The 13,228-nt window shown below is 73.6% G+C and carries 12 protein-coding genes; 1 reads left to right on the forward strand and 11 read right to left on the reverse strand.

The features are described from left to right. Positions 1-5: 5 nt before the first annotated feature. Genes ACGFIR_RS14910 through ACGFIR_RS14935 form a run of 6 tightly spaced genes read right to left on the reverse strand, consistent with a single transcriptional unit; the run spans position 6 to position 4,774 of the window. The gene (locus ACGFIR_RS14910) at positions 6-269 is read right to left on the reverse strand and encodes a EutN/CcmL family microcompartment protein (RefSeq protein ID WP_393003131.1); all 264 of its coding nucleotides are present in this window, start codon (positions 267-269) and stop codon (positions 6-8) included. Continuing rightward, positions 256-594 carry a BMC domain-containing protein gene (locus ACGFIR_RS14915; protein WP_393003133.1) on the reverse strand — a complete coding sequence of 113 codons (339 nt, stop codon included), beginning with the start codon at positions 592-594 and terminating at the stop codon, positions 256-258. Before ACGFIR_RS14915 ends, ACGFIR_RS14910 begins: the two co-directional genes overlap by 14 nt. A 23-nt stretch (positions 595-617) precedes the next feature. Beyond that, positions 618-908, reverse strand: coding sequence for a BMC domain-containing protein (locus tag ACGFIR_RS14920; protein WP_151454615.1), 291 nt, complete (start codon positions 906-908; stop codon positions 618-620). Between the two features lie 35 nt (positions 909-943). Continuing rightward, positions 944-1,783 (reverse strand): 2-amino-5-chlorophenol 1,6-dioxygenase subunit alpha, encoded by an 840-nt coding sequence (locus ACGFIR_RS14925; protein ID WP_393145382.1) that lies wholly within the window; start codon positions 1,781-1,783, stop codon positions 944-946. Next, entirely contained in the window at positions 1,776-2,759 is a 984-nt protein-coding gene (locus ACGFIR_RS14930; protein ID WP_393145384.1) for a tRNA U-34 5-methylaminomethyl-2-thiouridine biosynthesis protein, read from the reverse strand. The genes ACGFIR_RS14925 and ACGFIR_RS14930 overlap by 8 nt, the downstream gene beginning before the upstream one ends. Next, positions 2,756-4,774 (reverse strand): hydantoinase B/oxoprolinase family protein, encoded by a 2,019-nt coding sequence (locus tag ACGFIR_RS14935; RefSeq protein WP_393003139.1) that lies wholly within the window; start codon positions 4,772-4,774, stop codon positions 2,756-2,758. The genes ACGFIR_RS14930 and ACGFIR_RS14935 overlap by 4 nt, the downstream gene beginning before the upstream one ends. 199 nt (positions 4,775-4,973) lie before the next feature. On the opposite strand from ACGFIR_RS14935, the gene ACGFIR_RS14940 reads away from it, so the two are divergent. After that, positions 4,974-5,798, forward strand: a complete 825-nt coding sequence (locus tag ACGFIR_RS14940; RefSeq protein ID WP_393003141.1) for an IclR family transcriptional regulator — start codon at positions 4,974-4,976, stop codon at positions 5,796-5,798. 91 nt (positions 5,799-5,889) lie between these two features. Here the strand turns inward: ACGFIR_RS14940 and ACGFIR_RS14945 are convergent, their stop codons facing one another. From ACGFIR_RS14945 to ACGFIR_RS14965, 5 genes are read right to left on the reverse strand one after another with little or no spacing between them, the layout of a single operon-like run. Next, a complete protein-coding gene (locus tag ACGFIR_RS14945; RefSeq protein ID WP_393145386.1) occupies positions 5,890-7,512 on the reverse strand; it encodes a thiamine pyrophosphate-binding protein in 1,623 nt (540 codons plus the stop codon). Continuing rightward, positions 7,509-8,270: an enoyl-CoA hydratase/isomerase family protein gene (locus ACGFIR_RS14950; RefSeq protein ID WP_393145388.1), complete on the reverse strand. Its 762-nt coding sequence runs from the start codon at positions 8,268-8,270 to the stop codon at positions 7,509-7,511. The genes ACGFIR_RS14945 and ACGFIR_RS14950 overlap by 4 nt, the downstream gene beginning before the upstream one ends. Next, a complete protein-coding gene (gene purB, locus ACGFIR_RS14955; protein WP_393003147.1) occupies positions 8,267-9,625 on the reverse strand; it encodes an adenylosuccinate lyase in 1,359 nt (452 codons plus the stop codon). Before purB ends, ACGFIR_RS14950 begins: the two co-directional genes overlap by 4 nt. Then, a complete protein-coding gene (locus tag ACGFIR_RS14960; protein WP_393145390.1) occupies positions 9,625-11,205 on the reverse strand; it encodes a class I adenylate-forming enzyme family protein in 1,581 nt (526 codons plus the stop codon). Before ACGFIR_RS14960 ends, purB begins: the two co-directional genes overlap by 1 nt. Positions 11,206-11,208: 3 nt before the next feature. After that, positions 11,209-13,218 (reverse strand): hydantoinase/oxoprolinase family protein, encoded by a 2,010-nt coding sequence (locus tag ACGFIR_RS14965; RefSeq protein ID WP_393145392.1) that lies wholly within the window; start codon positions 13,216-13,218, stop codon positions 11,209-11,211. Between the last annotated feature and the right edge of the window lie 10 nt (positions 13,219-13,228).

A 13,228-nucleotide genomic window follows, 5' to 3' on the forward strand; every position in this document is an offset into this window, starting at 1 on the left:
CCGGTTCAGGTGCTGGGCTCGGTCCGCTCGCTGCCGGAGTCGGCGACGAGCGCGACCACGGCGGCGTCCACGGTGGGTTGGCCGGTCACCGCCGCCGCGGCCTCGTCGGTGACGACCAGGACGGTGGTGCCGACGCCGACGTTCAGGGGGTCGACGGCGACCAGTTCGGGCCCGTCGCCGTGGGGCCGGACCCGGACGAGTCGTTTGCCCTGCAGCCCCGGCAGGATGCGGTCGGCCCACACCTTGCCGACGACGTCACCGAGCACCATCGGTTTCTCCTCGCAGGCCGGCGATGACCTCGCGGATGCGGGACGGTTCGGCCGCGTCCAGCAGTGCCGCCGTGGTCGGGTGGGGCTTCGGGTAGACCTGGGAGCTGCGCAGCTCGCCGTGGGCGCGGATGGCGGCCTCACCGGCGGAGACGGCCTGGCGTACGGCGGCGAGGGTGCCCCGGACGGCGACCGCGAGGTAGCCGCTGGTGACCCGTTCCACGGCCACGCACCGGACGTCGGCGGTCTTGATCATGGCTTCGATGCCCGCCGAGAGGGCCACCAGGCCGCGCGTCTCGACGATTCCGATCGCGATGTCTGAGGACATGTCTGATTCTCCTTACCCGGTTGTCAGTTGCCGACGAGGTCAGGTTCAACCGCCAGCGCGCTCACGGCGTCGCAGGGGCTGGCGAAGACGATCGAGCGCACCGAGCGGCTGCGCGCCCGGGCGGTCTCCTCGCCGATGTCCACCGCCTCCTCGACGGTGGCGAGGTCACCGCGGACGGCGACCGCGACGATGCCGCCGCCGAGGCGTACGACCTTCGTCACCTCGACCTCGGTGGCCTTCACCATCGCGTCGACGGCGTCGAAGATGGGGGTGAACCCTTCGGCTTCGACGAAGCCCACGGCCACGTTTCGCATGTCTACTCCTTGCTCTGGTTGCGGGTCGGCTTCGGTCAGGGGTGCTCGGGGAGGTTCCAGGACAGGACGGCGCCGCCGGTGCCCCAGATCGGGCCGTACGAGTGCAGCTGCGCCGGGCCGCTCGCGACGCCGGTCCCGGCGGCGAACGCGAGGGCCCGGAACTGGCTGTCCGCCTGGGCCTGCCGGGCGTAGTCCTCGCGGATGGCGAGCACCTCGTCGACCTTGCCGGCGGTCAGCAGGTCGAGTACACGGGTGTTCCACTGTTCGTGCGCGGGTGCGCCGATGTGGTCCTGCCCGGGTTCGATCCACTGCTGGATCAGGCCGGAGGACAGGCCGCTCACGACCACGACGGCGGCGCGTACGCCGGCCTCGCGGGCGACGGCGGCACCGGCCCGGCCGACGTCGGCGAGGGTGTCGGCGTCGGCGTACAGGTTGCAGGAGACCTGCGCCCAGCGCAGTTTGCGCTCCGGGTCGAGCAGCGCCGAGGTGACGATGGTGCCGGTGTCGATGGGGAAGCCCTCGTAGCGGGTGCGGCGCGCCTGCTTGCCGTCGGCCTGCACCCGGTCGGCCCACCGTTCGGTGAACTCCACGTCGAAGCGCAGGTCGTAGCGGTGCAGGCCGTAGTCGTAGGCGTACCAGTTCTCGTCGACGTGTTCGCCGCGCGGGTTGGGGTCGCACTGGAACTGGTGGCCGAGGACGGTGAACCACTGCGTGGACAGCAGCAGTACGACGTCCGGCTCCAGCCGGCGCAGTCGGTCTCCCACGTCGCGTGCCGCCGCGGCGAGTGCCGCCCAGCTCGGTGCGGGTTCCTTCGCCAGCAGGTGGGGCATGCCGGGCAGGAGCGCTCCGGCGACGATTCCGGTCCGGTCAGCCATGGGGACTCCCCTCGGGCAGCCACTCGACGACGGCGTTTCCGGTGCCGATGATCGTGCCGTAGCCGAGCACGTCACCGGCGACCTTGGGCCAGCCCATCGCGGCGAGCATCCAGGTGAGGCTGCCGGCCTTCGTCTCCGACGCGGTCGCCTCGATGTGTTCGGTGATGAGTTCCCGCAGCGGGGCGGTGGGTCCCCGGCGGATCGCCTCGAGCAGCTTCATGTCCCACCGGTACTGGTGGTTGTTGTACGGGTGTTCGCGTTCCATGTCCTCCGGCAGCGCCGGCTCCTCGTGCCAGTGCAGGTGCGACAGGGAGTTGGAGGCGAGCAGGACGGCGCGGCGGCCGGTGGCCTCGACGGCGCGGCGGGTGGCCTCGCCGAGCACCTCCATCTCCTCCAGCGACGCGTCGGAGTAGAAGTACGGGTTGTTGTTCGCCGACAGGGACACCACGGGGATGTCCCAGGCGGGGTTGGCCAGGTGCAGCGCGCCGATGGTGGCGTAGTCGACGCGTACCCGGGGGTCGCGCATCTTGCGGGTGACGAGGCCGAGGCCGCTGGCCTCGTCGGCGATGGCCTCGCCGAGTTCGACGTCGGTACGGAAGTCGTACCGGTAGCGGAAGAGGTGCGGGAAGATCGGCTCGACGGAGATGCCGCGCGGGTTCGGTGCGCAGTTGACGTGGTGGCCGACCATCGTGATCCAGTGCGGGGCGTGCACGATCAGCACGTCGGGGCGGTGCACTTCGCGGATGCGTTTGCGCAGTCGCTCGTAGGCCCAGCGCAGGGTTTCCCAGCCGCCGGTGGATCGGGGTTCGTTCTGCGGTGGGTTCTCCGCGTAGATCAGGTGGGGCGGGTGCGGGCTGAGGCAGCCGGCGACGATGCCGGCGCGGGCCGGCGCGGGCTGTGGGGCGGGGGCGCTGCCGGTGCCGACGGCGGTGCGGGCGGTGGCTGTCGGCACCGGCACGCGGAAGACTCTGCTCATGACCGTTCCTCCCCGGTGAGGACGCGCACGTACGCGCGGTGTTCGGTGCTGGTGCCGAGGATCTGCATCCCGTCGTCGTCGAGGGCCAGCTCGTCGGCGGCGAGCGTGGTGTCGTGCCGCAGCCAGGCCCGCAGTGGGGCCGGGTGCACGCCGTGCAGTTCGACGAGGCTTTCCTCGGCCAGGCCGCTGCCGGGTGCGACGTAGGCCAGTCGGCGCTGGCCGCGCCGCCCGGTGTAGGCGGGTCGGTCGGTGGTGGTGAGGCGCAGCCAGTTCCGCTCGTTGCGCAGCCGTTGGCGCTCCTCGGCGGTGGCGGCGCGGTCGACGTCGCCGGCGGCGTCGAGGTGCACGCCGTAGCGCTGGCGGGCCTCGTCGCCGGTCAGGTAGTCCTGGCGGACGTCCTCGGCGACGGCTTCGGGCTCGCGGTCCAGCGGGTCTCCCCAGCCGCCGCCACCGGCGGACTCCATCACCAGGACGTCGCCGGCGCGCATGGGGAAGCCGGCGACCTTGCCGGGGGTGTCGAAGTCGACCCGCTGGCCGTCGGCGCGGCGCAGGTGGGTGACCGTCGGGGCGCCCGGGCCGCCGTGGCGCAGCCCGTACGGGGGGACGGTGGTGCGGTCGGTCTGCACGGAGTACGCCCCGCCGCTGGCCAGCAGCCGGGTCTCCCGCCGGCTGCCGAGGCCGCCCCGGTGGGTACCGTCGCCGCAGGATCCGGCGCGCAGCTCGCACGCCTCGACGAGGATCGGGATCTCGGTTTCCAGCCGCTCGACGGACTGGATGGTGGAGATGTCGCCGAGGTCGACGGGGTTCATCGCGCTGGGGCCGTCGGATTCGAGGAATCCGCCGTTGCCTCCGGCCGGGTAGTCGTAGTACAGGTAGGGCTGTCCGGTGTGCTCGTCCACGCCGCCGATGAGGTTCTGGAAGGTGGTGCCGAACTGGTCGGCGGCGATGAGGTCGGGTGCGACCTGGCTCAACGCGGCCATCACGGCGGAGATGACCCGCTTGCGGACCTCGCTGTGGGCGTTGGCCGGGGCGGGGTAGCTGACGTGCACCACCGTGCCGGGCTCGGTGAGCACGCGCAGCGGTCGGAACGCCCCGTGGTTGACCAGTCCGCCGGGGTCGAGGGCGGACTTGACCGCGATGAACACGCCGGCGACGGTCATCGCCCGCGACGAGTTGACCACTGCGGCGACCTGGTGGGAGGAGCCCCTGAAGTCGGCTTCGATCTCGTCGCCGTCGACGGTCAGCCGGCAGCGGACGATCGCGGCGTCGTAGTCGTTGTCGGTGTAGAGGTCGAGGTAGTCCTCGTAGCGGTAGGTGCCGTCGGGCAGCGCGCGGATCATGTCCCGCAGGCGTTGCTCGGTGCGGTCCATGTTGGCGGTCACGCAGTCGAGGATCATGTCGGTGCCGTACCGGTCGACGAGTTCGCGCAGCCGGCGTTCGGCGGTGTGGCAGGCGGCGATGCTGGATTCGAGGTCGCCGCGGCGTTCCTCGGCCATGCGGACGTTGGCGAAGAGGATGTCGAAGGCGGCCCGGTTCGGGCGGCCTTCCTCGATCAGCTTGATCGGCGGGATCCGCAGCCCTTCCTGGAGGATCTCGGTGGCCTGGCCCGACACGCTGCCGGGGGTCATGCCGCCGATGTCGGCCCAGTGCATCCGGACGCAGGGAAAGAGGAACATCTGTTCGCCGACGAAGACCGGGCTGATCAGGGTGACGTCGTTGAGGTGGCTGCCGCCCCGGTACGGGTCGTTGACGATGTAGAGGTCACCCGGGCGCATCTCGGCGGCGAAGTCGGCGAAGATCTCGGCGACCGAGGCCGGCATGGCGATGACGTGCCCCGGCATGTCCCGTCCCTGGGCGACCATCTGCCCGGAGGGGTCGAAGAGCGCGCAGGAGAAGTCCTGGGCGTCGGCGATCACCGGCGAGTGCGCCGTACGGAAGATCGTCTGTCGCATCTCCCGGACGATCGAGATGAGACTTTCGGTGACGACTTCCAGGTCGATCGGATTCACAGTCATGCGGATGCCTCACTGATTTCCGGTGTCGGTCCGTGTCTGCCGCCGGACCGGGGCCCGGACTGGTTCGGGGCGGGTGCTCCACCGTGCGGTGGGCCGCTGCGCGGTGGACCGTCGCGCGGTGGACCACCATGCAATGGACCATCATGTGGCCCTAGAGTTATATTATGAAACCTAGCAGCCGGAAAGGCAGGGAAGCAAGATGCCGTACGCCACTGACCCGACGCCCGAGGAGGGCGTCGCCCCCCGCGAGTCGGGCACCCAGGCGCTCGACCGCGCCCTGGGCGTGCTGCTGGCCTTCCGGGGCGACGCCATCGAACGCAAGGTCAGCGACGTCAGCCGCGAACTGGGCCTGCACAAGTCCACGGCCAGCCGACTGTTCCGCGCGCTGGCCGACGCCGGCTTCCTGCAACGCAACGAGGAGAACGGCACCTACCGCCTCGGCGTCGCCGTCTTCGAGCTGGGCGCCCGCTTCCTCGCCGGCATCGACCTGCACGCGCTGGCCCGCCCGCTGCTGCACCAACTCGCCGAGCAGGAGGGCGAGAGCGTCAACCTCGCCATCCTGGAAGGCTCCGACGCCCTCTCGCTCTACGTGGTCCAGGGCACCCGCAACGTGCAACTCGTCTCCCGGCTCGGCCGACGCATCCCCCTGTGGTGCAGCGCAGCCGGCAAGGCCCTGCTCATCGACCACGACGACGACGCCCTGCGCGCCCTGCTCGCCACCGTGCCGTTCACGGCGCTGACCAGCGAGACCATCACCGACCTGGACACCTTCGTGGCGCACATGGCCACCGTCCGGCAGCAGGGCTGGGCCCTCAACGACCAGGAGAGCGAACACGGACTGCGCGTGGTGGCCGCCCCCGTACGCGACCGGCACGACCGGGTGACCGCGGCCATCAGCATCTCCGGGCCGATCTTCCGCCTCGACGACGCCCGTACCCGGGAACTCGCCGACGCCGCCTGCCGCACCGCCGCCGAACTGTCCCGACAGCTCGGCCACGGCTTCGGCGACCGGTGGGGCGACTGACCGCACCGCCCACGAACCGGTCACCACAGGCCCCCGCCGTCGCGCCGGCACCACGTCAGGTGCCGGCGGCGGCGCAGTGCGACGCACACCGTCAGAACCGCTCCTGGGTGACCTCGGGCAGGACCCGCACGTGCAGCACCGCCGGCCCGGTCACCGGCAGCACCGCGTCGAACGCCGCCTCGGCGCTCGCCTCGTCGGTGACCGTCCACGCCGGCACGCCCAAAGACCGGGCCACCGCAGCCAAATCCCGAGCCGGGAACCGGGCCAACGCCGGGTCGACCCCACGCGGGCCGAACTTGCGCACCTCCGCGCCGTAGCCACCGTCGTCAAGGACCACCAGCAGCACCGGCGCCCCCACCCGGGCCAGCGTGTCCAGCTCACCGAGACCGGTGAGCAGGCTGCCGTCGCCCTCGAACGCGACCACCGGCCGGTCCGCACGGCCCACCCCCGCCCCGACGGCATACGGCAGGCCGACCCCGATGCTGCCGAACTCCCAGGGCGCGATGAACGCGCGGTCCACGGCCGACGAGTCGAGCAGCAGATTGGGCCAGCCGCCGAACTGCCCCACCCCGACCACGGTGGTACGCCGGGCCGGCAACCGCCGGGCGCAGACCCGCAGGAACGCGCGGGGGTCGATCGCCGCCGGCCCCTCGACGAACTCGATGCCGTCGAACGGGTCGGCCGCGGCGATCTCCCGGGCCAGGGCGGAGCTGCGCCAGTCCGGACGCTCGATCGTGTCGAGCAGGGCCGTCACGGCCCGCGCGGTCGCCGCCGCGTCCCCGACGATCCCCACGTCGACCGGCCAGCGCGCCCCCAGCGCCCGCGCGTCGACGTCGACCGCGACCACCCGCGCCCCGGCAAAGAGCGCGCCGTGGTCGGCGGTCCACCGGTTGAGTCCGGCCCCGAAGGTGACCACCAGGTCCGCCTCGGCCAGCACCCGCCGGGTGAGCGGCCGGGCCAGTCCCCCGGCCACCCCGAGGTGGTACGGGTGGCCGGCGAAGAGCCCGGCGGCCAGCACGGTGGTGGCGAGCACCGCGCCACACCGGTCGGCGAGGTGGCGTACGTCGTCGGCCGCCGCCTCGGCGCCCCGCCCGGCCAGCAGCACCGGGCGGCGGGCGGCGGCCAGCCGGCCGGCCAGGTCGGCGACCGCCGTGTCGGTGGGCGGCGTCGGCGCGGGCCGGTGCGTCACCGCGCGGGCCGGCACGGGCGGGGCCCCGTCCGGCACCGGCTCGTCCTGCAGATCGATGGGCACGTCGAGGACCACCGGGCCGGGGCCCTCGGCGGCGGCCCGGAACGCCAGGCCGACGTCGCGGGCCGCCGTGGCCGGCGCCGTCACGGGCACGAACGCCCCGGCGGTGGCCAGCGCGAACGGCTGCTGCGGGAAGCTCTGCACGTGCAACGGATCGCCGGGCGGGGTGTCGCCGGCGATCAGCACCAGCGGGGTGCCGGCCTGCCGGGCGATGGTCAACGCGGCGCCCGCGACCGCCAGGCCGGGACCCTGGGTCACGGTGACGACGCCGCACCGGCCAGTGGCGCGGGCCCAACCGTCGGCCATCATCACCGCGGCGTTCTCGTTGCGGGCCGCCACGAACCGGACGCCGTGGCGCTGGACCAGGTCCGCGACCAGGAACATGTTGGCGTCGCCGAGCAGCCCGAAGATCGTGTCGACCCCCTGCGCCACGACGGCGTCGGCGATCGCCTCGCCGGCCCTCACTCGGACCTCCGGGCGAGGTAGTCACCGGCGGGGCGCAGCGCCACGCTCAGCGCGCCGAGGTAGGAGTCGTTGGCGGCGGCCTCGAAGCGGGGCCCGGCCAGGCGGGCGGCCCGCTTGGTCATCGACCGCCCGACCGCCGAGGTGGCCAGCAGCCGGTCGGCGATCCCGGTCGCGGCGTCGGCGAGCCGCCCCGGGGGCACCACGTCGGTCACCAGCCGCAGGGCGCGCAGCTCGTCGGCGGGGATCCGCTCGCCGAGCAGCAGCCAGCGCTTGGCCAGGTCGGCGCCGACGAGGTCGGCGAGGATCGCCATGCCGCTCCAGGTCAGCGGGATGCCGAAGCCCACCTCCGGGAAGGTCGCGAAGCAGGTGTCGGCGGCCACCCGCAGGTCGCTGGCCAGGCCGAGGACGGCGCCGGAGCCGATGGCCGGGCCGTTGAACGCCGTGACGGTGGTCTGTTCCAGCCGGTACCAGCGTTCGACCAGCTCGGCGGTGCGCCGCTGCACCGACATCGTGGCCCGGGCGTCGAGGGTGGCCAGCTCGTACAGGTCGGTGCCGGCGCAGAACGCGGTGCCGGCACCGGTGAGCACGACAACCTCGGTCCCCTCGTCGCGGGACAGCTCGTGCAGCACGTCCTCGAAACGGGCGAGCATCGCCAGGTCGAAGCTGTTGCGCCGGGCGGGCCGGTTCAGCGTCACCCGGGCCAGCCGGCCGTCGCGGTGCAACAGCACGGACTTCTCGGCGCGGTGGGCGTCGGTCATGGCGACTCCGAATTCAGTAGGGCGCGGTCGACCAGCGCGGCGGCATGGCCGACGTACGACAGCGGGTCCAGCAGGCCGGCGAGCTCGGCCGCGGGCAGGGCGGCGGCCACCTGCGGGTCGGCGCGCAGCGTCTCGGCGAACGGGCGGCCCTGCTCGAGGCTGTCGCGGACGATCCGCATGACCAGGTGGTGGGCCTGTTCCCGGCCGAGCGGGCCGGCCAGGCGCAGCATCACCGCCTCGGAGAGCACGAGCCCGCCGGTGAGGTCGAGGTTGGCGCGCATCCGGTCGGGGTTGACGCCGAGGTCACCGAAGACGTCGACCAGTCGCTGCAACGCGCCACCCAGCAGGATGAAGCACTCCGGCAGCAGCTTCCACAGCGTCATCCCGACGCCCATGTCCCGGTCGTCCTGGGCGACCATGGTCTGCAACGCCAGCGGCACCTGGGCCCGCAGGGTGCCGGCGGCGGCGATCACCGCCTCGCAGCGGATCGGGTTGCGCTTGTGCGGCATCGTGCTGCTGCCGACCTGGGTGGCCCGCTGCGACTCGTACGCCTCACCGACCTCGGTACGGCCGAGGAAGTAGACCTCCCGGGCCAGCTTCTCGGCGCTGGCCGCGACGAGACCGAAGACCATCAGGCACTCGGCGAAGCGGTCCTGGGTGGCGTGCCAGGGGGTGGCGGCGACGCCGAGCCCCAGGTCGGCGGCGACGGCCTGCTCCAGCGCGAACGCTTGCGCGCCGTAGCCGGCCATCGTGCCGGCCGCGCCGCCCATGCTCGTCACCAGCAGCCGCTGGCGCAGTTGCCGCAACCGGACGCGGTGGCGTTGCAACTCGTCCTGCCACACGGCGCAGCGCAGGCCGAAGGTGGTCGGCAGCGCCTGCTGGCCGTGGGTGCGGGCGGCCATCGGGGTGGCGCGGTGCCGCAGCGCCAGCCGCCGCAGCGCCCGGACCAGCTCGTCGACCTGCCGCTGCACGATGTCCAGGCCGTCGCGGGCCCGCAGGACGAAGCCCGTGTCCATCACGTCCTGGGTGGTGGCACCCAGGTGGACGTAGCGACCGGCGTCGCCGGGGCAGGCGGCCGTGAGCGCGCGTACCAGCGGCACCAGCGGGTGCACGGTGTCGGCGGCGTCGGCGGCGAGCACCGCCGTGTCGAGCCGGTCGACGCGGGCCGCCTCGGTGATCGCCTGCGCGGCGGCCGACGGGATGATGCCCAGCTTCGCCTGCCCCCGGGCGAGGGCGGCCTCGACGTCGAGCCAGGACTGCATGAGCTGGCGGTCGTTGAAGACGCCACGCATCTCGGCGTTGCCGAAGAAGCTGGTGACGGTGAGCGAGTCCAGGAAGCACGATCCGAGCTGCATCAGCGTTCCTCCCCCGCAGCGTCGAGCAGGTCCCGCGCGGCCCGCCGGTCGACCTTCCCGGACGGCAGCAGCGGCAGGTCGGCGACGGTACGGATCAGGGTCGGCACCTTGTGCCGGGCCAGCCGTTCGGTGGCGGTACGGGTGAGCCGGTCGACGTCGCAGTGCCCACCCGGGACGGTCACGACCAGCGCCGCGATCTCCTCGCCCCAGCGGGTCGACGGCACGCCGAGCACGCACACCCGGGCCACGGCCGGGTCGTCGGCGAGGACGGCCTCCACCTCGGCGGGGTGCACGTTCTCTCCGCCACGGATGATCAGCTCCTTGATCCGGCCCGCCAGGGTGAGGACCCGGTCGCCGGTCAGCGCGCCCAGGTCGCCGGTGCGCAGCCAGCCGTCGCTGGTGATCGTGGCGGCGGTGGTGGCCGGGTCGTCGACGTAGCCGCAGGTGACCGAGCTGCCGCGTACCAGCAGCTCGCCGACCTGCCCGGCGGGCAGCGGGGTGCGGGTGGCGGGGTCGACCACGGTGGCCTCCAGCGCCGGCAGGACGCGTCCGACGGTGTGCCCGGGCGCCCCGCAGCTCCCGTCGCCGGGGTCCAGGCTGATCGTCGGGCCGGCCTCGGTCTGCCCGTAGACGACCGCCACCCGGTCCAGGCCGAGCACCCGCCGGGTGCGGGTGAGCAGCGCCGGGGCGCAGGCGGCGCCGCCGAGGAAGCCGACCCGCAACGACGACAGGTCCCAGCGCCCGGGGTCCTGCTCGACGCGGTCGGTGAGCATCGAGGCCATGGTGGGTACGGCCTGCAGGACCGTGCACGCGTGCCGCTCGATCTGCTCGAGGACCGGCTCGGTGCGGAACCTGCGGGTGGAGACCCACAGCGCGCCGGTCACGAGCGCCAGCGTCGCCCCGCTGCCGAGCCCCGCCGCGTGGGCCAGGGGCAGCGGCGAGGCGATGCGGTCGTCGGCGCGCAGCCGGGCCGCCTCGGCCGTCCAGGCCGCGTTGGCCAGCAGGTTGGCCGCGCTCAGCGACACCATCTTGGCCGGGCCGGTGGAGCCGGAGGTGAACTGGATGTTGCAGGCGGCGTCCGGGTCACCGACGGGCGGCGGGACCGGGTCGTCCCAGCCGGGCAGTCCCGCCAGCGCCGCCGCACCCAGGTCGGCGCCGAGAACGTGCCAGCCGTCCGGGCGCTCGCCGGGCGGCAACGCCGCCAGGGCCTGCGTGACGGTGGACGGGCCGTGCCGGTCGCGTACCCGCTCGGCGGCGTAGAGGCGCCGTGGCCGGCTGCGGGCCAGCGCCGAGGTCAGCTCGGGCCCGGTGAGGCCGGGGTGCAGGGTGGTCAGGGCGGCGCCCCGCCAGGCCGCGGCGGCCAGCAGCACCAGCCAGGCCAGCCCGTTCTCGGCCCACACCGCGATCCGGTCGCCACGGCCGACGCCCTGGGCCGCCAGGACGGCCGCCGCCCGGCCGGCGAGGTCGGCGAACTCCCCCGTGGTCACGGGTCGGCCCGGATCGTCGAAGACGTACAGGGCGCGGTCGGGGTCCCGGGCGGCGCGGTCCAGCACGGTGAGGTCGAGGGCGGGCGGGGTCACGGATCACTCCTTGGTCAGCAGCAGGTTTCCGTGGTCGTCGACGGTGGCGCTCCATCCGCCGCCGACGACGGTGGTGCTGCCGTTCTCGCGGACGACGGCGGGACCGGCGACGGCGCAGCCGGGACCCAGGTCGGCACGGCGCCACACCGTCGCCTCGACCCAGCCGCCCGGGCGGTAGAGGCGGGTCCGGCCGGGCTCCACCGGGCCGCCGGCGGGGGCGGCGAAGCGTACCGCCGGGCGGGGCCCGAACGCGGTGAGCCGGCAGTTGACGATCTCGGCCGGGTGGTCGGAGCGGGTGTAGGCGTACCGCTCGGCGTAGGCAGCGTGGAAGGCCGCCACCAGCTCGTCGGCGGTGGCCGGCAGCTCGGGCAGGGCGACGGCGAGGTCGAAGCTCTGCCCCCGGAACCGCATGCCGACCGACAGACCGAAGCTGACCTGGTCCGGCTCCACGCCGTCCTCGGCCTTGAGCTGGGCCAGGGCGGTGTCGCGCAGGTCGGCCAGGGCCGCCCGGACGGCCGCCAGGCCGTCGTCGTCGGCCGGCACCAGCACGGTACGGACGTAGTCGTGGCGGGCCTGGGCGGTGACGAAGCCGAGCGCGGAGAAGTTGCCCGGCACCGGCGGCACCAGGACCCGACGGATGCCGAGCTCGTCGGCGAGGTCGGTGGCGTGCATCGGGCCGGCGCCACCGAAGGGCATCAGCACGAAGTCGCGCGGGTCGTGGCCGCAGGCCACGGAGATCTCCTTGATGGCGCTGGTCATCTTGACCGTGGCGAGGGTGAGGATGCCGTGCGCCAGTTCCAGCTCGTCGAGACCGAACGTGCCGGCCAGCCCCGCCAGGGCCGTACGGGCGGCGTCGGCGTCGAGGGGCACCTCACCGCCGAGGCTCTCCTGCGGGTCGAGGTGACCGACGAGCAGGTGCGCGTCGGTGGTGGTCGGCTCGGTGCCGCCCCGGCCGTAGGCGGCCGGGCCGGGGGTCGATCCGGCGCTGCGCGGCCCGACCCGCAGTTCCCCGCCCAGGTCGCGCCAGGCGATCGAGCCGCCACCGGCGCCGATGGTGTTGATCTCCACCTGGAACGTCCGGTTCGGGTAGCCGGCGATCTTCCCGTCGTTGGTCATCAACGGGGTGCCGTTCTTGATCAGGCAGACGTCCGTGCTGGTGCCGCCGATGTCGCAGGTGATGACGTTCGGGTAGCCGGCCAGCGTGGCCAGGTGCACGGTGGCGGCGACCCCGCCGGCGGGCCCGGAGAGGGCCAGGTTGATCGGCAGCCGGCCGGCCTCGTCGGTGGAGACGACACCGCCGCTGCTCGTCATGATCGACAGGGGGTGGGCGTAGCCGCCGTCGGCGAGGGCGTCGCCGAGCCCGCGCAGGTAGTCGGCGACGGTCCCCCGGACGCTGGCGTTGAGCACGGTGGTGGCGAAGCGCTCGTACTCGCCCTGCTCCGGCACCACGTCGGAGGAGACGGTGCAGACCAGGTCGGGGTAGCGCTCCGCCAGTCGCCGCGCCGCGGCCCGCTCGTGGGCGGGATTGCGGTACGAGTGCAGCAGACACACCGCCACCGCCCGGGGGCCGGCGGCGGCCACCCGGTCGAGTGCCTCGTCCAGCTCGTCGACGTCGAGCGGACGCACGACGCTGCCGTCGGCGCCGATCCGCTCGCGCAGCACGTGCCGGTGCCGGCGTTCGACCAGCGGCGGCCGGGCGCTCTCCTTGACGCTGTAGAGGCGCGGCCGGTGCCCGAGGCCCATCTCCAGCACGTCCCGGAAGCCCTCGGTGGCCAGCACGGACACCGGCTCGCCGGAGCCTTCGAGCAGCGCGTTCGTGACCCGGGTGGTGCCGTGCACGAACCGGTCGACCGTGTCCAGGCTGACGCCGAGCTTGGCCAGGCCCTCGAAGATGGCCGCCGCGGGGTCGTGCGGGGTCGAGAGGGTCTTGGCCTCGGCGAGCCGGGCGGTGGCCGGCTCGTAGACGATGACGTCGGTGAAGGTGCCACCGATGTCGACGCCGATGCAGAGCATGGCGAGCCTT

Source organism: Micromonospora sp. NPDC049051, from assembly GCF_043197575.1.
Taxonomy (GTDB): Bacteria; Actinomycetota; Actinomycetes; order Mycobacteriales; family Micromonosporaceae; genus Micromonospora.